The organism is Streptomyces sp. NPDC058579 (assembly GCF_042718575.1).
Classification (GTDB): Bacteria; Actinomycetota; Actinomycetes; order Streptomycetales; family Streptomycetaceae; genus Streptomyces.
The window spans coordinates 25,378-40,689 of sequence record NZ_JBHXPI010000057.1; the positions used below are offsets into that span (position 1 = coordinate 25,378).

The window sequence follows — 15,312 nt, forward strand, 5'->3', positions numbered from 1 at the left end:
TCGGAAAGATCCTCCCCGAGCACTAGAGAGATTCCTTTGCGTCCGCATTACTCTTGACGCAAGGCCGCGCAGTGCGGCCATGGAGGAGTGAGATGAGGAGCAGCAACCCGGTCTTCTCGCGACGGGGGTTCAGCCGCGACAACGGCTACGCCGGTTTCAACGCGCAGCAGCCGCAGGCCGGGGGCCCCGCCGTTGGAACCAACCCCTACGCGACGAACCCGTACGCGCAGGACACCCAGCTCGGCGCCCCGCAGCAGGTGCGCGGCGATGTGATGACGATCGACGACGTCGTGAGCCGTACGGCCATGACGCTCGGTACGGTCGTGGTCACCGCCGCCCTCGCGTGGTTCCTGCTGCCGGTCGACGAGGCGAACCTCGGCAAGTCCTACGGCATCGCCATCGGCGCCGCCCTGGTCGCCTTCGTCCTGGCCATGGTGCAGTCCTTCAAGCGCAAGGCCTCGCCCGCGCTGATCCTGGCCTACGCGGCGTTCGAGGGTGTCTTCCTCGGCGTCATCTCGGCCACGGTCTCGACCTACATCTCGCCCGGTGTGGTCGCGCAGGCGGTCCTCGGCACGATGGCGGTCTTCGCCGGCGTGCTGATCGCGTACAAGATGCGCTGGATCCGTGTGACCCGCCGCTTCTACGGCTTCGTGATGGCGGCCGCGATCGGCTTCATCCTGCTGATGGCGGTCAACGCCCTGTTCTCGCTCTTCGACGGCGCCGGTGACGGCCTGGGCTTCCGCAGCGGCGGCCTCGGCATCCTCTTCGGTGTCATCGGCATCATCCTCGGTGCCTGCTTCCTCGCCCTGGACTTCAAGCAGGTCGAGGACGGCGTGACCTACGGCGCCCCGCGCGAGGAGTCCTGGCTGGCGGCCTTCGGCCTCACCCTGACCCTGGTGTGGATCTACCTGGAGATGCTGCGTCTGCTGTCGATCCTGCAGGGCGACTCCGACTGACGCATCCCTGAGTGACGCGAGTGACGTGAGTTACGTGAGGGCCCGTTCGGCTTCTGCCGGGCGGGTCCTTTCGTGTCTCCTCAGGCCTTTAGGGCCGCGTCCAGCAGCGTCCGCGCCGCGTCCTTCGCCCTTGCCGCCGGTTCCGGGGTGCCTTCTATGCCCGCTACCGCCATCGCTCCGTTGGCCAGCAGCGCCAGCTGGTCGGCCAGCTCCGACGGTGCGCCGAGCGCGCTCGTCTGCTCGGCGAAGTAACCCCGCAACGCCTGCTTGTGGCCGCGCGCGATCGCGGTGATGTCCGGGGAGATGCCGCCCATCTCCCCGAACGTGTTGATGAACGCGCAGCCGCGGAAGCCGGGGTCCGCGAACCAGTCGCCCAGGTAGTCGAAGACCGCTAGCGCGCGGTCGTACGGCGTCGTCGCGTGGGCGGCCCCGTGGGCCGCGATGGCCTCCCGTACGGCGCCGTCACGGCGGTTCAGGACCGCCCAGACCAGGTGGTCCTTGGACGGGTAGAGCTGGTACAGGCGCTTGAGCGAGACGCCGGACGCGGTGCGGATGGCGTCCATGCCGACCGCCTGGACACCACGCTCGTCGAACAGTGCCTCCGCGGCCTCCAAGAGCCTCAGCTCGGCGGTCGTCTCCATCGTCATCGTCCGTTCACCCCCCGGGGGAGTGGGAGAACCATCGTTCTCCCTTCACACTACCCGGTGGGCCGGACCTCAGAGCAGTCTGCGGGCCGCCCGGCGGAGGTCGTACTCGTGGATGATCGCCTTCGCGTGGCCGTACGCGAGGTCGTGCTCGCCCCGGAGCCAGCTGACCTTCTCCTCGAAGCGGACGAGGGAGGGGCCTTCCTCGACGGTGCGGAGCCAGTCGGAGACTTCACGACCGGTACAGCGAGGGATGCGTGCGAGCAGGTTGCGGTGGGTCTCTTCGGAGAATACGTGGGACATCGGCGCCTCCGGACGCGTGTTGCCGTGTGCTCCTTCCCGTCACCGTGCCTGAGCGTCGGCGCGTTGGCAACAGTGCCGGACCGGCGCGTAGGGTCGCGGAGTGCTTGATACGAGTGAACTGACCGCCGCCGTCGAGCGGTTCGCCGACCGGTTGCGGGCGGCCCCGCAGAGCCGCCTCCAGCGCGGCGCCGCCGCCGAAGGGCTCGCGCTGGCCAGGGAGTTGGCGCTCCGGGCGCGAAGGGTCGAGGGCCTGGACGGGGAGGGCCCGGGCGGGGAGTCGGAGGGGCCGCTCATGCAGGACGCCGGCGTGTTCGTCGTCGCCGACCAACTCCTGGTCGCCGGAACCGATCTGGCCGAGGCACTACGAACGGCCCCGGCCGCTCCCCGGGAGGGGGAACTGGGCGAGGCCGTGAGGCTGGTGCGGGAGGCCGCGGTGCGGTCGGGGGTGTAGGGCCCCCTCAGGGGCCTCAGGGCCCCTCAGGTCGTGGGCCGTAGGGCCCGCGCCGTCCGTGCGACGGGCCGTGGGGCCCGCGCCCTCAGTGCGAGGCGATCACTCGGTCCGCGAGGATGTACACGTTCTCCTCGTCCGCCTCGCCGAACGAGAACGTCAGGGCGTACGCGCCCGAGACGCCCGAGCCGCCCAGCAGGACCGGCGTGCGGCCCGCGCGCAGGGCGTCGGCGAGGCGTTCCGCGGTCTCGCGGTGGCCGGGGGTCATGCAGAGCGTGGTGCCGTCGGCGAAGACGTACACGTCGAGCGTGCCCAGCGGGCCGGGGCGTACGTCGGTCAGCGCGGTGCGCGTGTCGGCCAGCTCCTCCAGGCGGGAGACCGTGCGCTCGTGGTCGGTGACCACGGGCGTCTGGACCGGCACGAAGTCGGGGTGCGAGGGGTGGCGGCGGCGGGCCGCGGCCAGCTCGGGGGAGTCCTCCGCGTACTCGGTCAGCTCCGGGAACTCCTCCAGGACGCTGTCGACGCCGGCACCGACGCCGTCGAGCGTGGCGGCCTCGGCCTCCATCGCCTCAAGGGCCATGGCCTCCAGGCCCACGAAGTCGGCCTGGCGCGGGACGTAGAACGGGCCGCCGTCGTCCGCGGGGCCGCCCAGGCCGCCGAGCAGCGAGGGCGCGTCGGCCGCGTCGCGGGCCTCCTGGGCCGCCCAGAAGGCGCGCGCCTCGGCGAGCTCGCGCTCGCGCTCCTCGGCCAGCGCCTCGGCGACCGCGGCGCGTATCTCGGCGGCGGGCGTCTGGCGGGCGTGCGGGACGGACACCCCGTGCGCGGCGGCGAGTTCGCCACGCAGGGCGACGACCTGCTTACGGAGACCGTGGGCAGCGTGCAGGGCGGCGGCGCCCACAACCGTTGCGGCGGCCGTGGTCACCAGCAGGGCAAGAGACATGGCGCTCACTGACGTACTCCCGATTCCGAGTCGATCCCCCCGACTTCCTACATCAGCCTGCCGTGGGAGTGCGCCCCCTGTCAGTGCATTACGTCACGAAATGGACAGGTATTTGGGCCAGGTGTTTAGTCCCGTTGCTGCTGTGACCTGCGGTTATGGCTCTCCCCCGGGACATAGGTCACATCCTGGGGGAGATTCGGTCACGGCTGGGACGCGACGCGGTTAGGAGCGGGTCCTCGGGAGAGCCGCTCGATCACCGTCAGGACAGGCGCTCGATCACCATCGCCATGCCCTGGCCGCCGCCGACGCACATGGTCTCCAGGCCGAACTGCTTGTCGTGGAACTGGAGGCTGTTGATGAGCGTGCCGGTGATGCGCGCGCCGGTCATGCCGAAGGGGTGGCCGACGGCGATCGCGCCGCCGTTGATGTTCACCTTGTCCAGGTCCAGGCCGAGGTCCTGGTACGAGGGGATCACCTGGGCCGCGAAGGCCTCGTTGATCTCGGCCAGGTCGATGTCGCCGATCGTCAGTCCCGCGCGCTTGAGGGCCTGCTTGGAGGCCTCGACCGGGCCGAGGCCCATGATCTCGGGGCTGAGGCCCGAGACGCCGGTGGAGACGATGCGGGCGAGCGGGGTCAGGCCCAGCTCGGCGGCCTTGGTGTCGGACATGATCACGACCGCGGCGGCGCCGTCGTTGAGCGGGCAGCAGTTGCCGGCCGTGACCAGGCCGTCGGGGCGGAAGACCGGCTTGAGGCCCTGCACGCCCTCCAGGGTGACCCCGGCGCGCGGACCGTCGTCCTTGCTGACGACGGTGCCGTCGGGGGTGGTGACCGGGGTGATCTCGCGCTCCCAGAAGCCGTTCTTGATGGCCTGCTCGGCGAGGTTCTGGGACCGTACGCCGAACTCGTCCATCTCCTGGCGGCTGACGCCCTTCCAGCGGGCCAGGTTCTCGGCGGTCTGGCCCATGGCCATGTACGCGTCGGGGACGAGGCCGTCCTCGCGCGGGTCGTGCCAGTTCGAGCCCTCGGAAGCGGCGACGGAGACGGTACGGGCCTCGGCGTCGGCGAAGAGGGGGTTGTGCGTGTCGGGCAGGGAGTCGGAGTTGCCCTTCACGAAGCTGGAGACCATCTCGACACCGGCCGAGATGAAGACGTCGCCCTCGCCCGCCTTGATGGCGTGCAGCGCCATGCGGGAGGTCTGCAGCGACGAGGAGCAGTAGCGGGTGACCGTACAGCCGGGGAGGTGGTCCATCCCCATCTGGACGGCGACGATCCGGCCCAGGTTGTTGCCCTGCTCGCCACCGGGGAGGCCGCAGCCCAGCATCAGGTCGTCGATGTCGCGCGGGTCCAGCTCGGGGACCTTGGCGAGCGCCGCCTGGATGATGGTCGCGGTGAGGTCGTCGGGCCGCAGGTCCTTCAGGGAGCCCTTGAAGGCCCGGCCGATCGGGGAGCGGGCGGTCGAGACGATGACGGCTTCGGGCATCACGGCTCCAGGAGGATGCGGAGAGGGCGGACAGAACGGGAAGTTACCTGTACGTACGCGACGGGTCACCGCCTTGACGGTGTGATGCGGGACTCTTTTCTAAGCGAGCGCTCATTCGTCCGTCTACCCGCCCTCTCTCGGGGCAATCCCTCGCCCCCCTCACGGCCGGTGCGCGTCCTCCGGCGAGGGCGTCGGGGCCTCCGCGGCCGTCAGCCGCCTCCGTCGGCGGTGCTTCAGGAGGGCCCACGGGGCCCGCGCGCCCGTCACCTCCGTGCCCGCCTCCCGCGCCGCCTCCGCCGCAGCCTTCGCGACCGGCAGCATGTCCTCGTGGCGGTCCGGCTCCAGCCGGTCCGTCTCCGGCCACACGCCGAGCACCGCGCACACCGTCGGCAGGACCGCCATCGCCGCCGTCGCGTACCCCTCGGCCGACGGGTGGTAGTTGTCCGCCCCGAACATCTCCCTAGGGTTCGCCGCGAACTCGGGGCCGAGCAGGTCCCCCAGCGACACCGTCCGCCCGCCCTGCTCCACCACCACGATCGTCTGCGCCGCCGCCAGCTGCCGCGACACCCGCCGCGCCATCCACCGCAGCGGCTGGTACACCGGCTCGATCGTCCCCAGGTCCGGGCAGGTCCCCACGACCACCTCCGACCCGGCCGTCCGCAGCCGCCGCACCGCCGCCGCGAGCAGCCGCACCGACTCCGTGGCCGGCATCCGGTGCGTCACGTCGTTCGCGCCGATCATGATCACGCAGACGTCCGGCGGCCCGGTGGGCGCCGTGAGCAGCAGCGTCACCTGGCGCTCCAGGTCGTCCGAGCGCGCCCCCGGCAGCGCCACGTTCCGCAGCACCACCGGCCGCTCCGCGACCGCCGCGAGCCCCGAGGCGAGCAGCGCCCCCGGGGTCTGCCCCGACCGGCGCACGCCTTGGCCCGCCGCCGTGGAATCACCCAGAAGGGCCAGCCGCAGCGGCCCTGGGCCCGGTTCCGAGGCCGCGAAGGAGCGTCCGTACAGCCCGTCCGCCCCCGGCGGCAGGGGAGCGACCCCGCCCCCCACGTTCCGCTTCGCCAGCTGCACCTCGGCCAGGACCACACCCACCGCCGCCACACCGAGCAGTCCGATGCTCCCGCCGCCGTAGGCCGCACCCGCCGCGATCCGCCGTGCCACCCTCGCCCTCGACATGGGGGCAGTCACCTCCTTCAAGCCGTTCAGGATCTAACTGCCCCGTAACCCGCTCCGACTACGCATACGCTGGACGCACCATTACGGAGACCCCGGAGATTACGGTGCAATTCCACGACTCGATGATCAGCCTCGTCGGCAACACCCCGCTGGTGAAGCTCAACAATGTGACGGCCGGCATCCAGGCCACCGTCCTGGCCAAGGTCGAGTACTTCAACCCCGGCGGCTCGGTGAAGGACCGCATCGCCCTGCGCATGATCGAGGCGGCCGAGGAGAGCGGCGCGCTCAAGCCCGGCGGCACGATCGTCGAGCCCACGTCGGGCAACACCGGCGTCGGCCTCGCCATCGTGGCCCAGCAGAAGGGCTACAAGTGCATTTTCGTCTGCCCGGACAAGGTGTCCACGGACAAGATCAACGTGCTGCGGGCGTACGGCGCCGAGGTCGTGGTCTGCCCCACCGCGGTCGACCCCGAGCACCCGGACTCGTACTACAACGTCTCCGACCGGCTCGTCCGTGAGACCCCGGGCGCCTGGAAGCCGGACCAGTACTCCAACCCGAACAACCCGCGCTCCCACTACGAGACCACCGGTCCCGAGCTCTGGGAGCAGACGGACGGGAAGATCACCCACTTCGTCGCGGGCGTCGGCACGGGCGGCACGATCTCCGGCACGGGCAAGTACCTGAAGGAGGTCGGCGGCGGCAAGGTCACCGTCATCGGCGCCGACCCCGAGGGCTCGGTCTACTCCGGCGGCTCCGGCCGGCCGTACCTGGTCGAGGGCGTCGGCGAGGACTTCTGGCCGACCGCGTACGACCGGAACGTGACGGACCGGATCGTCGCCGTCTCCGACAAGGACTCCTTCCAGATGACCCGCCGCCTCGCCAAGGAGGAGGGCCTCCTGGTGGGCGGCTCCTGCGGCATGGCGGTCGTCGCCGCCCTGGAGGTCGCCAAGGAGCTGCGCCCGGACGACGTCGTGGTCGTGCTCCTGCCGGACTCCGGCCGCGGCTACCTCTCGAAGATCTTCAACGACGAGTGGATGGCCGACTACGGCTTCCTGGAGGACACCAGCTCCGCCACCATCGCCGACGTCCTGCGGCACAAGGAGGGCGTGCTGCCCTCCCTCGTCCACATGCACCCCGACGAGACGGTCGGGCAGGCGATCGAGGTGCTGCGGGAGTACGGCGTCTCCCAGATGCCGATCGTCAAGCCGGGCGCCGGTCACCCGGACGTCATGGCGGCGGAGATCGTCGGCTCGGTCGTCGAGCGCGAGCTCCTTGACGCCCTCTTCACCCAGCGCGCCTCCCTGGAGGACCCGCTGGAGCGCCACATGAGCGCGCCGCTGCCGCAGGTCGGCTCGGGTGAGCCGGTGGCCGACCTGATGTCCGTGCTCGGTGAGTCGGCGGACGCGGCGATCGTGCTGGTCGAGGGCAAGCCCACGGGTGTCGTCAGCCGCCAGGACCTGCTCGCCTTCCTGGCGAACGGCGGGGTGAAGGGTTCCGCGAAGTAGCCGCGGCGGAGTGTCGCCGCGTGTTCGAGCGGGCGTTCGCGAAAACGGTACGAGCGCGACACGTACGCGCAGCACCCGCTTAACACGCGTGCGGCACATTGGTCGTTGTCGGCGTCAAGGACTACGGAGCGGCTCCCGGAACTCCTCGCGACGCCGCGGACGCGGAGACCGGCCCTGACCCGGGCCCGTGTCCCCCGCGGGGACCGCCGTCGTCCCGCCCCCCGGCCACTGGCCGGGGGTGCGGCGGTCCCCGCGCCACACTCCCTTTCCTCGCCCTAGTCCCTGTCTTCGTGGCGCGCCGACAGCGGCAGCCGGTCCCGGAAGGCGTGCACCGCGTTGACGCCCACGATGCCGAGCCAGGCCACGATCAGGCCCGGCAGGCCGGCCTGGGCGACGGCGATCGCGGAGAGCGGGATCGCCAGGACCAGCGAGATGATCCCGAAGCCGAACCGCTCGCCGAAGCCATCGGCCCCCGGCGTGCGGGGGCGGTCGCCGCGGGCGGTCGCCACCTGCTGCTCGCCGAGCCGGCGCCTGACCTGCCGGTCGATCGTCGCGTCCAGGCCCTTCTCCACCTTGCCGAGGAAGGAATCGACGAGGGCCGCCTCGTACTCCGTGCCCAGCTCCCGGCGGGCATGCAGGGTGGCGTCCAGTTCGTTCTTGAGCTCGTCCATGACGACCACGGTAGAGACGGGCGACGCCCCGCGTCGGTAGGGGTAGCCCCCGCTTTTCTTGCCCTGCTGCATATCTTCATGCAGAGTTCGAGGTGCATGAATAGGTGGGGATGAATACGTGGGCGGGGACGAGCGGAAGGGGGACGGTGTGAGCGACAGCCCGGCCGGACGGCTGCAGGCGCTCTTCGAAGGGCACCGGCTGACACCGACACAGCGGCGGATCGCGCACTGCATGGTGCGCCGCGCCGGTGACGTGGCGTTCCTGTCCAGCGTGGAGCTGGCCGACCTCGCCGGCGTCAGCCAGCCCTCGGTCACCCGCTTCGCCGTGGCCCTCGGCTTCGACGGCTACCCCGCCCTGCGCCGCCACCTCCGCGAGGTCGCCCCCGCCGGGGAGGCCACCGCGAGCGAGGGCGGCGAGCACAACGAGTACCAGCAGGCCGTGCTCGCCGAGATCGAGAACCTCCGCCACCTCGCCGAACTGCTCGCCGACCCCGCGCCCGTCGAGCGCGCCGGACGGCTGCTCGCCGCCTCGCGGCCGCTGCCCGTGCTCGGACTGCGGGCCGCCTCCTCGCAGGCGCGCGGCTTCGCGTACTTCGCCGCCAAGGTCCACCCCGACGTCCGCCTCCTCGACGAGGGCGGCTCGATGCTCACCGACCGCATCGACGCGACGGTACGGGCCGGGGCCACGGCGCTGCTCTGCTTCGCGCTGCCCCGCCACCCCCGCGAGGTCGTGGAGGCGCTGGAGTACGCCCGGGGGGCCGGGCTCACCGTGGTGACGGTCGCCGAGTCGGCGTTCGCGCCCGTCGCCGCCCACAGCGACCTGCTGATCCCGGCCGCCGTCGGCACCGGGCTCGCCTTCGACACGGCCTGCGCGCCGATGCTGCTCGGCCGGGTCCTGCTTGAGGCGATGGCCGACGAACTGCCCGACGCGCAGGCGCGGTTGGAGGAGTTCGACACCAAGGCGGCGGCTCGCGGGCTGTTCGTCGAGTAGGCGTCGTGGAGCAGTGGGCCCTCAGGCCTCCAGCTCGGCTGGCCCTCAGACCTCCAGCTCGGCCTCGATCTTCTTCAGCTGGTGGCGCGCCATCGCCAGGTTCGAGTTGTTCTTGTCGAGCGCCAGGTACAGGAACAGGCCGGCCTTCCCGCGCCCCGTCAGCAGCCGGATCAGGTGGTACTGGGTGCCGAGGGTGATCAGGATGTCCTCGATGTCCTCCTGGAGGCCGAGCATCTCCATCGTCCTGACCTTGGCCCGGACCACGTCCGTGTTGCCGGCCGCCGCCACGGTCAGGTCGAGTTCCTTGCCGCCGCCGATCGTGCCGAGGGCCATGCCGCTGGTGTAGTCGACCAGCGCGGCGCCGATGGCGCCCTGGATGGTCGTGGCTTCCTTGAGAGCGGTCTCGGTGTTCGCCATGGGTGTCGCACTTCCTTTTCGGTTTCAAGTGGTCTTACGGGGTGGGTCGGTTCAGGTCTTTGCGGTCCAGGGCCCCGTCGACCAGCTCGCCTATCCGGGCGCTGGACCTGCGGGCCTCCAGGTGGAGCCGGCCCACGTTGATCCGGGGCTCGGCGAGCAGTGTGAGCACGGCGGAGCCGCCGGCCGCGTACGTGGCGACATAGCCGCCCTCGCCCCGGACGAGCAGCTCGCGGAAGCCGCCCTGTCCGGTGGACTCGGTCATCCGCTGGGCGACTCCGAGGGACGCGGCCGTCAGCGCGGCCACCCCCTCCGCCTCGGCGTCGACCGTGTCGTGGGCGAGGACCAGGCCGTCGATGCTCGCGGCGAGCGCCCCGGTCAGCTGGGGCAGCCGGGCCCGGAGCCGTCTCAGCTCACCGAGCACCTCGGCTTCTGCCGACATCAGTAATCTCCTCTCGGCGCGCAGGCGCAGGGCACGCCTCATCACAGACTTGCCTCCAGGGCGTCGCGGAGCCGGCGCAGCAGGGCGATGTCCGGGTCGGGCGCGATCTCGCCCACCCAGGCGGGGACGACAGGCATCGCGGCCACCACGGCTTCGGCCGGGGTCTCGACCAGGCCGGCGGCGGCGAGGCGGCGCACTTCGAGCAGCGTGTGGAAGGCCGGGCGGCCGAGGACCCGCGCGATCTCCGCCGGGGTACGCACCCTGTCGGCGGCGGCGAGCAGCGCCCGCTGGCGCAGGCTCACCGTCTGGCCCGGGGCGGGCGCGCGGGGCACGACGGGGGCGGTGTCGACGGAGCCGTACGGCCAGACGCTGTCGAGCAGTTCACGGCGGCGTACGGTCTCGCGCTCGACGGCCTCCGTCGAGACCGGCCGCACCGCGCCGAACCAGTGGGCGACGCCGTACCGGAAGCGGGTCGGGCCCGCGGCGGGGGCGAGCGCGAAGAACGCGGCGTCGTAGACCGCGCCGAGGTGGCAGATCTCCAGCTCGCCGTCGCGCAGCCGGCCGCTCTCCACCAGGAATCTGCCGACCTCGCGCCGCGCGCCCGCCCGGTCGACGGCCTCGTCCCAGCGCTCGCGGGCGAGCCGGCCCCCTGCGGTCAGCAGGACGTCGAGCCCGGGTGCGGCGGGGCTCTCTGCGTGGGTGACCCGGCCGTCGACGAGGTAGAGCGTGCCGTGGTCGCGGAGCAGGGCGCCGGTGGCCCGCTCGGCGGCGAGGCGGACGAGCATGGGGGAGACGGTCATCCGAGCACCAGCTTCTCCGCGAGGTCGCGCAGCCGCATGCGGGCGAGCGCGAGGTTGCCGGTGTCCCGGTCGAGCCACAGGTGGAGGAAGACGCTGCTGTCGAAGGAGGTCTCGACGAAACGGAGGACGTGGTAGCCGCCCCGGGTCGTCACGATCAGGTCCTCGACGGGCGGCCCCTTCGGTAACGCCCGCTCGCGGAGCGCGACTTCGGTGCCGGGGCGCAGGGCTATCTCCGTGCTGGGGCCGCTGGGACGCGCCATGGGCGGTCGCGTGGGCAGGGGCGGGACCGCCCCCGGCGCCCCGCCCTGCGCGGGCACCCCCGCCGTCGGTGCGACCGTCGGCCTCGGCGGCGGGACCGTGCCGGCGAAGGAGTCGTACTCCGCCGCCGCGCGGGCCAGTTCGGCCGCCTCGGCGGCCGTCGTCTCGTGGTCTCCGACCGGCGATTCGCCCGCCGCGCCGAGGGCGAGCCCGCTGGTCCAGTCGACCAGCCAGGCTCCACGCGCGCCCGGCAGGCTCATGGCCTCCAGCAGGCACTCGTCGATTCCGGGCACGCGGATTCCCCTCCCGATGCGGCGCGCGGGTGTACGGCTGTGACCGTGACGCTACTCAACGTTTCCGCCGTGGGCAGGAGTTCTGGCATTTTCCATCGGAACATGCCTCAGGCTTGCTTGAATTCGCCCCCGCGTGATCGGTCCCCGCCGCGTGCGGTCACTCCTCGCGCCATACGTGTCAGCCGCGCCGCTCCAGCGATGCCGCCACGTCGTCCAGGTCCTTCGCGAGCGCCCGGCTCACCGCCTTGGCGCCGAGGCCGCTCATCAGTTTGGCCAGGAACCCCATGCGGCTCCCCGCGGCCGGGGTCGCCGAGAACGTCATCCGCGCCACCGTCGCCCCGGCGCCGTCCGGGCGCAGCGCGATCTCGGAGACGTAGTGCATGCCGTGCGAGTCGGCGACCGTCACATAGCGGTCCGGCGGCTCGGCCTCGGTCACGGTCATCTCCTCCGTGGCCTCCTTGCCGAACATCTTCCGGGTCTCGCGCCAGCGGGTGCCCACGCCGAAGCCGCCCTCGGTGAGGACCTCGACGCGCTCCACGCCGGCGAGCATCCGCTCCATGCCCCGCAGATCCGTCATCGCTTCCCAGACCGGTCCGGGAGGTGCCTGGATCCGGCGCTCCACGACGATGCTCTTCATGGCCATGGCTCCATCGAAGCACCGGGTCCGGTCACCCGCCTCCGTAGTGGTCCGACAGTGCGTCCGTCAGCCCAGCAGGGCGTCCGCCCGGTCGCCGCCCGCCTCGGCGACGATCTCGTCCAGGCTCTGCGCCCGCCGTACGGTCGAGAAGCTGACCGCCCCCTCGGCATCGGCGGTGAAGCCGTGCACGGCAGGCCGGGGCAGGCTGTTGTAGGCGTAGTGGTGGGCGAAGTAGTACGCGCCGGTGTCCGGTACGGCCACGATGTCGTCCGGCCGCAGCAGCGGCAGCGGGCGCGCCGTCGCGAGCAGGTCCCCGGCGAAACAGGCCGGGCCCGCCACGTCCTGGACGGTCTCCTCCCCGGTGCGGGGGCGGCCCTCGGAGTCGTACGCGAGGACGCGCAGCGGCCAGGAGGCCGGGTCGTAGACGGTACGGGTGGCCACCTGGACGCCCGCGTGGGTGACGGCGACCGGGCGGGCCCCCGAGGTCTTGGTGTACTCGACGCGGGCCAGGATCGTGCCGTGCTTGGCGAGCAGGGAGCGGCCGAACTCGGTGACCAGGCCGTACCGCCCGTCGAGGAGCCCGGGGACGGTCTCGGCGAGCAGCCCGGCGTACTCCGCGTAGGTGGGCGTCTCCTCGTCGGAGGCGAAGTTCACGGGCAGCCCGCCGCCGATGTCGAGCGTGTCGATCTGCTGCCGCCCCGCCTTGGCGTTGATCTCCTCGGCGAGTTCGTAGGCGGCGGCGACGCCCTCGGCCATGAGGGCGAGCGGGACGCCCTGGGAGCCGGTGTGGGTGTGCAGGCGGGTCAGCCAGGGCCGGTCGAGGTAGGCCCGTACGACCGCGTCCCGCGCGCCCTCGTCCCGGAGCGCCACCCCGAACTTGGAGGTCGCGGTGGCGGTCGACAGGGCCCCGATGGAACCGGCCCCGACCTGCGCGTTCACCCGGATGCCGAGGGGCGAGGCGGTCGGCGCGGAGGCGACGAGGGCGTCGAGCCTGGCCAGTTCCTGGAGGTTGTCGGCGTTGACGGCGATCCCGAGCGCGAGGGCCTGGCGCAGGTCGGCCGGCGTCTTGGCGGGCGAGTCGAGCACGGTACGGGACGCGGCGACGCCGGCGGCGCGGGCGAGGCCCAGCTCGCCGGGGCTGGCGACCTCGACACCGAGCCCGCACGCGTCGAGCAGGCGCAGGACGGGGACGAGCGGGCAGGCCTTCACGGCGAAGGCGTGCAGGACGGGGGCGTCGGTGACGGCGGCGAAGGCGGCGACGAGGGCGGCGGCGGAGGCCCGGATACCGGCGGTGTCCAGGAGGGCGACGATCTGGCGGTCGGGGTCGGCGGGGGAGACGAGACCCTGCTCGACGGCGGCTCGGACGGCCCGATCGCGACGGGCCCCGGCGGGGTGGGAAGCCATGGATCCATGGGACCACCGCGACGGGTCCCGCCGCAGCTGATCCGGGGGACCACCGCGACAGGTCCCCCCGCAGCTGTTGACTACAAGTATTCAGCAGGCCAGGATGTGAATATCTGGTTCACATCGTCAGGAGGCTGCCCCATGTCAGGACCCCGACCCGTACGGGCCCCGCGCGGTACGGAACTGAGCGCCCTGGGATGGCAGCAGGAGGCCGCCCTCCGGATGCTGCAGAACAACCTCGACCCCGAGGTCGCCGAGCACCCCGACAAGCTCGTCGTCTACGGCGGCACCGGCAAGGCCGCGCGCGACTGGCGCTCCTTCGACGCGATGGTGCGCACGCTGCGGACCCTGAAGCAGGACGAGACGATGCTCGTCCAGTCCGGCCGCCCGGTGGGCGTCATGCAGACCCACGAGTGGGCGCCGCGCGTCCTCATCGCCAACTCCAACCTGGTCGGCGACTGGGCGAACTGGGAGGAGTTCCGGCGCCTGGAGGCCCTCGGCCTGACCATGTACGGCCAGATGACGGCCGGTTCGTGGATCTACATCGGCACCCAGGGCATCCTGCAGGGCACGTACGAGACGTTCTCCGCCGTCGCCGCCAAGAAGTTCAACGGCACGCTGGCCGGGACGATCACCCTCACCGCCGGCCTCGGCGGCATGGGCGGCGCCCAGCCGCTCGCCGTGACGATGAACGACGGCGTCGCGATCTGCATCGACGTCGACCCGCGCGCCATCGAGCGCCGCATCGAGCACCGCTACCTGGACGTGAAGGCCGACAACCTCGCCCACGCGCTCCAGCTGGCCGTCGAGGCCCGCGACGCCCGCCGTCCGCTCTCCATCGGCCTGCTCGGCAACGCGGCGGAGCTGCTGCCGCAGATGCTGGCCGAGGGCGCGCCGATCGACATCGTGACCGACCAGACCTCGGCCCACGACCCGCTCGCGTACCTGCCGATCGGCGTCGCCTTCGACGACATGGCCGACGCCGCCGCCAAGGATCCGGCGGGCTTCACGACCCGCGCCCGCGAGTCGATGGCGAAGCACGTCGAGGCCATGGTCGGCTTCATGGACGCCGGCGCCGAGGTCTTCGACTACGGCAACTCCATCCGGGGCGAGGCCCAACTGGCGGGCTACGACCGCGCGTTCGCCTTCCCCGGCTTCGTGCCGGCCTACATCCGCCCGCTGTTCTGCGAGGGCAAGGGTCCGTTCCGCTGGGCCGCGCTCTCCGGCGAGGCGAGCGACATCCACAAGACGGACAAGGCGATCCTCGACCTCTTCCCGGAGAACGAGTCCCTGCACCGCTGGATCAAGATGGCCGGCGAGCGCGTCCACTTCCAGGGCCTCCCGGCGCGCATCTGCTGGCTCGGCCAGGGCGAGCGCGACAAGGCGGGCGACATGTTCAACGACATGGTCGGCAACGGCACCCTCGCCGCGCCCCTCGCGATCGGCCGCGACCACCTCGACTGCGGCTCGGTGGCCTCCCCGTACCGCGAGACCGAAGCCATGCTCGACGGCTCCGACGCGATCGCGGACTGGCCGCTCCTGAACGCCATGGTGAACGTCGCCTCCGGCGCGTCCTGGGTCTCCATCCACCACGGCGGCGGCGTCGGCATGGGCCGCTCCATCCACGCGGGCCAGGTCTCCGTGGCGGACGGCACGAAGCTGGCCGGCGAGAAGATCCGCCGCGTCCTGACGAACGACCCGGGCATGGGCGTCATCCGCCACGTCGACGCGGGCTACGACATCGCGGAGCGGGTGGCGGAGGAGAAGGGCGTACGGGTCCCGATGCGCGAGGGCTCCGAGGGCTCCGAGGGCGGCTCCGCGTGAGCGAGACGTTCCACGCCATGTGGCGGTCGCTGCGGCCCATCGGCCGCAGCGCCGCCTCTGGCGGCTACCGCCGCGACGCCGGGACCGCACCCGACCGCGACGGCCGGGGGAGGGGGCCGTTGCGGG

At 72.1% G+C, this 15,312-nt stretch carries 17 protein-coding genes; 5 read left to right on the top strand and 12 right to left on the bottom strand.

Translation table 11 applies throughout. The features are described 5' to 3' along the window. Positions 1 to 92: 92 nt before the first annotated feature. Positions 93 to 956, top strand: a complete 864-nt coding sequence (locus ACFWRO_RS34175) for a Bax inhibitor-1/YccA family protein (RefSeq protein ID WP_384517628.1) — start codon at positions 93 to 95, stop codon at positions 954 to 956. A gap of 80 nt (positions 957 to 1,036) precedes the next feature. Here the strand turns inward: ACFWRO_RS34175 and ACFWRO_RS34180 are convergent, their stop codons facing one another. After that, on the bottom strand, positions 1,037 to 1,603 hold the full coding sequence (locus ACFWRO_RS34180; protein WP_384517631.1) for a TetR/AcrR family transcriptional regulator: 567 nt from the start codon (positions 1,601 to 1,603) through the stop codon (positions 1,037 to 1,039). Between the two features lie 69 nt (positions 1,604 to 1,672). Next, a complete protein-coding gene (locus tag ACFWRO_RS34185) occupies positions 1,673 to 1,903 on the bottom strand; it encodes a DUF4287 domain-containing protein (RefSeq protein WP_384517634.1) in 231 nt (76 codons plus the stop codon). A gap of 100 nt (positions 1,904 to 2,003) precedes the next feature. On the opposite strand from ACFWRO_RS34185, the gene ACFWRO_RS34190 reads away from it, so the two are divergent. Next, positions 2,004 to 2,354, top strand: a complete 351-nt coding sequence (locus ACFWRO_RS34190; RefSeq protein ID WP_384517637.1) for a hypothetical protein — start codon at positions 2,004 to 2,006, stop codon at positions 2,352 to 2,354. 85 nt (positions 2,355 to 2,439) lie between these two features. Here the strand turns inward: ACFWRO_RS34190 and ACFWRO_RS34195 are convergent, their stop codons facing one another. The 3 genes from ACFWRO_RS34195 to ACFWRO_RS34205 form a co-directional block, all read right to left on the bottom strand. Next, complete coding sequence (locus ACFWRO_RS34195; RefSeq protein ID WP_384517640.1) at positions 2,440 to 3,291, bottom strand: hypothetical protein; 852 nt, start codon at positions 3,289 to 3,291, stop codon at positions 2,440 to 2,442. Between the two features lie 259 nt (positions 3,292 to 3,550). After that, positions 3,551 to 4,771 (bottom strand): acetyl-CoA C-acetyltransferase, encoded by a 1,221-nt coding sequence (locus ACFWRO_RS34200; protein ID WP_384517644.1) that lies wholly within the window; start codon positions 4,769 to 4,771, stop codon positions 3,551 to 3,553. Positions 4,772 to 4,930: 159 nt separating this feature from the next. Then, positions 4,931 to 5,932 (bottom strand): SGNH/GDSL hydrolase family protein, encoded by a 1,002-nt coding sequence (locus ACFWRO_RS34205; RefSeq protein ID WP_384517681.1) that lies wholly within the window; start codon positions 5,930 to 5,932, stop codon positions 4,931 to 4,933. 119 nt (positions 5,933 to 6,051) lie between these two features. Between ACFWRO_RS34205 and ACFWRO_RS34210 the strand changes: the two genes are divergently transcribed. Next, positions 6,052 to 7,452 carry a cystathionine beta-synthase gene (locus tag ACFWRO_RS34210; protein WP_384517647.1) on the top strand — a complete coding sequence of 467 codons (1,401 nt, stop codon included), beginning with the start codon at positions 6,052 to 6,054 and terminating at the stop codon, positions 7,450 to 7,452. 275 nt (positions 7,453 to 7,727) lie between these two features. Here the strand turns inward: ACFWRO_RS34210 and ACFWRO_RS34215 are convergent, their stop codons facing one another. After that, the gene (locus ACFWRO_RS34215) at positions 7,728 to 8,123 is read right to left on the bottom strand and encodes a hypothetical protein (RefSeq protein WP_384517649.1); all 396 of its coding nucleotides are present in this window, start codon (positions 8,121 to 8,123) and stop codon (positions 7,728 to 7,730) included. Between the two features lie 148 nt (positions 8,124 to 8,271). Here ACFWRO_RS34215 and ACFWRO_RS34220 point away from each other — a divergent pair, with 148 nt between their 5' ends. Next, positions 8,272 to 9,114, top strand: a complete 843-nt coding sequence (locus ACFWRO_RS34220; protein ID WP_384517652.1) for a MurR/RpiR family transcriptional regulator — start codon at positions 8,272 to 8,274, stop codon at positions 9,112 to 9,114. 45 nt (positions 9,115 to 9,159) lie between these two features. On the opposite strand, the gene ACFWRO_RS34225 is transcribed toward ACFWRO_RS34220, so the two are convergent. The 6 genes from ACFWRO_RS34225 to ACFWRO_RS34250 all read right to left on the bottom strand — a co-directional run bounded on the left by ACFWRO_RS34225 (position 9,160) and on the right by ACFWRO_RS34250 (position 13,362). Next, a complete protein-coding gene (locus ACFWRO_RS34225; protein WP_384517655.1) occupies positions 9,160 to 9,531 on the bottom strand; it encodes a hypothetical protein in 372 nt (123 codons plus the stop codon). A 34-nt stretch (positions 9,532 to 9,565) separates the two neighbouring features. Then, complete coding sequence (locus ACFWRO_RS34230; RefSeq protein WP_384517658.1) at positions 9,566 to 9,970, bottom strand: roadblock/LC7 domain-containing protein; 405 nt, start codon at positions 9,968 to 9,970, stop codon at positions 9,566 to 9,568. 41 nt (positions 9,971 to 10,011) lie between these two features. Further along, positions 10,012 to 10,770 carry a transcriptional regulator gene (locus ACFWRO_RS34235; protein WP_384517661.1) on the bottom strand — a complete coding sequence of 253 codons (759 nt, stop codon included), beginning with the start codon at positions 10,768 to 10,770 and terminating at the stop codon, positions 10,012 to 10,014. Next, a complete protein-coding gene (locus tag ACFWRO_RS34240; RefSeq protein ID WP_384517664.1) occupies positions 10,767 to 11,321 on the bottom strand; it encodes a hypothetical protein in 555 nt (184 codons plus the stop codon). The genes ACFWRO_RS34235 and ACFWRO_RS34240 overlap by 4 nt, the downstream gene beginning before the upstream one ends. A gap of 178 nt (positions 11,322 to 11,499) precedes the next feature. Beyond that, on the bottom strand, positions 11,500 to 11,964 hold the full coding sequence (locus ACFWRO_RS34245) for an SRPBCC family protein (RefSeq protein WP_384517667.1): 465 nt from the start codon (positions 11,962 to 11,964) through the stop codon (positions 11,500 to 11,502). Between the two features lie 60 nt (positions 11,965 to 12,024). After that, positions 12,025 to 13,362 carry a diaminopimelate decarboxylase gene (locus tag ACFWRO_RS34250; protein WP_384517669.1) on the bottom strand — a complete coding sequence of 446 codons (1,338 nt, stop codon included), beginning with the start codon at positions 13,360 to 13,362 and terminating at the stop codon, positions 12,025 to 12,027. 141 nt (positions 13,363 to 13,503) lie between these two features. Between ACFWRO_RS34250 and hutU the strand changes: the two genes are divergently transcribed. Beyond that, positions 13,504 to 15,186 (top strand): urocanate hydratase, encoded by a 1,683-nt coding sequence (hutU, locus tag ACFWRO_RS34255; RefSeq protein ID WP_384517672.1) that lies wholly within the window; start codon positions 13,504 to 13,506, stop codon positions 15,184 to 15,186. Positions 15,187 to 15,312 lie beyond the last annotated feature (126 nt).

Coding starts and splice junctions, on each gene's coding strand:
- ACFWRO_RS34175 (WP_384517628.1), top strand. CDS start 93: ATGAGGAGCAGCAACCCGGTCTTCTCGCGACGGGGGTTCAGCCGCGAC.
- ACFWRO_RS34180 (WP_384517631.1), bottom strand. CDS start 1,603: ATGACGATGGAGACGACCGCCGAGCTGAGGCTCTTGGAGGCCGCGGAG.
- ACFWRO_RS34185 (WP_384517634.1), bottom strand. CDS start 1,903: ATGTCCCACGTATTCTCCGAAGAGACCCACCGCAACCTGCTCGCACGC.
- ACFWRO_RS34195 (WP_384517640.1), bottom strand. CDS start 3,291: ATGTCTCTTGCCCTGCTGGTGACCACGGCCGCCGCAACGGTTGTGGGC.
- ACFWRO_RS34200 (WP_384517644.1), bottom strand. CDS start 4,771: ATGCCCGAAGCCGTCATCGTCTCGACCGCCCGCTCCCCGATCGGCCGG.
- ACFWRO_RS34215 (WP_384517649.1), bottom strand. CDS start 8,123: ATGGACGAGCTCAAGAACGAACTGGACGCCACCCTGCATGCCCGCCGG.
- ACFWRO_RS34225 (WP_384517655.1), bottom strand. CDS start 9,531: ATGGCGAACACCGAGACCGCTCTCAAGGAAGCCACGACCATCCAGGGC.
- ACFWRO_RS34230 (WP_384517658.1), bottom strand. CDS start 9,970: ATGTCGGCAGAAGCCGAGGTGCTCGGTGAGCTGAGACGGCTCCGGGCC.
- ACFWRO_RS34235 (WP_384517661.1), bottom strand. CDS start 10,770: ATGACCGTCTCCCCCATGCTCGTCCGCCTCGCCGCCGAGCGGGCCACC.
- ACFWRO_RS34245 (WP_384517667.1), bottom strand. CDS start 11,964: ATGGCCATGAAGAGCATCGTCGTGGAGCGCCGGATCCAGGCACCTCCC.
- ACFWRO_RS34250 (WP_384517669.1), bottom strand. CDS start 13,362: ATGGCTTCCCACCCCGCCGGGGCCCGTCGCGATCGGGCCGTCCGAGCC.
- hutU (WP_384517672.1), top strand. CDS start 13,504: ATGTCAGGACCCCGACCCGTACGGGCCCCGCGCGGTACGGAACTGAGC.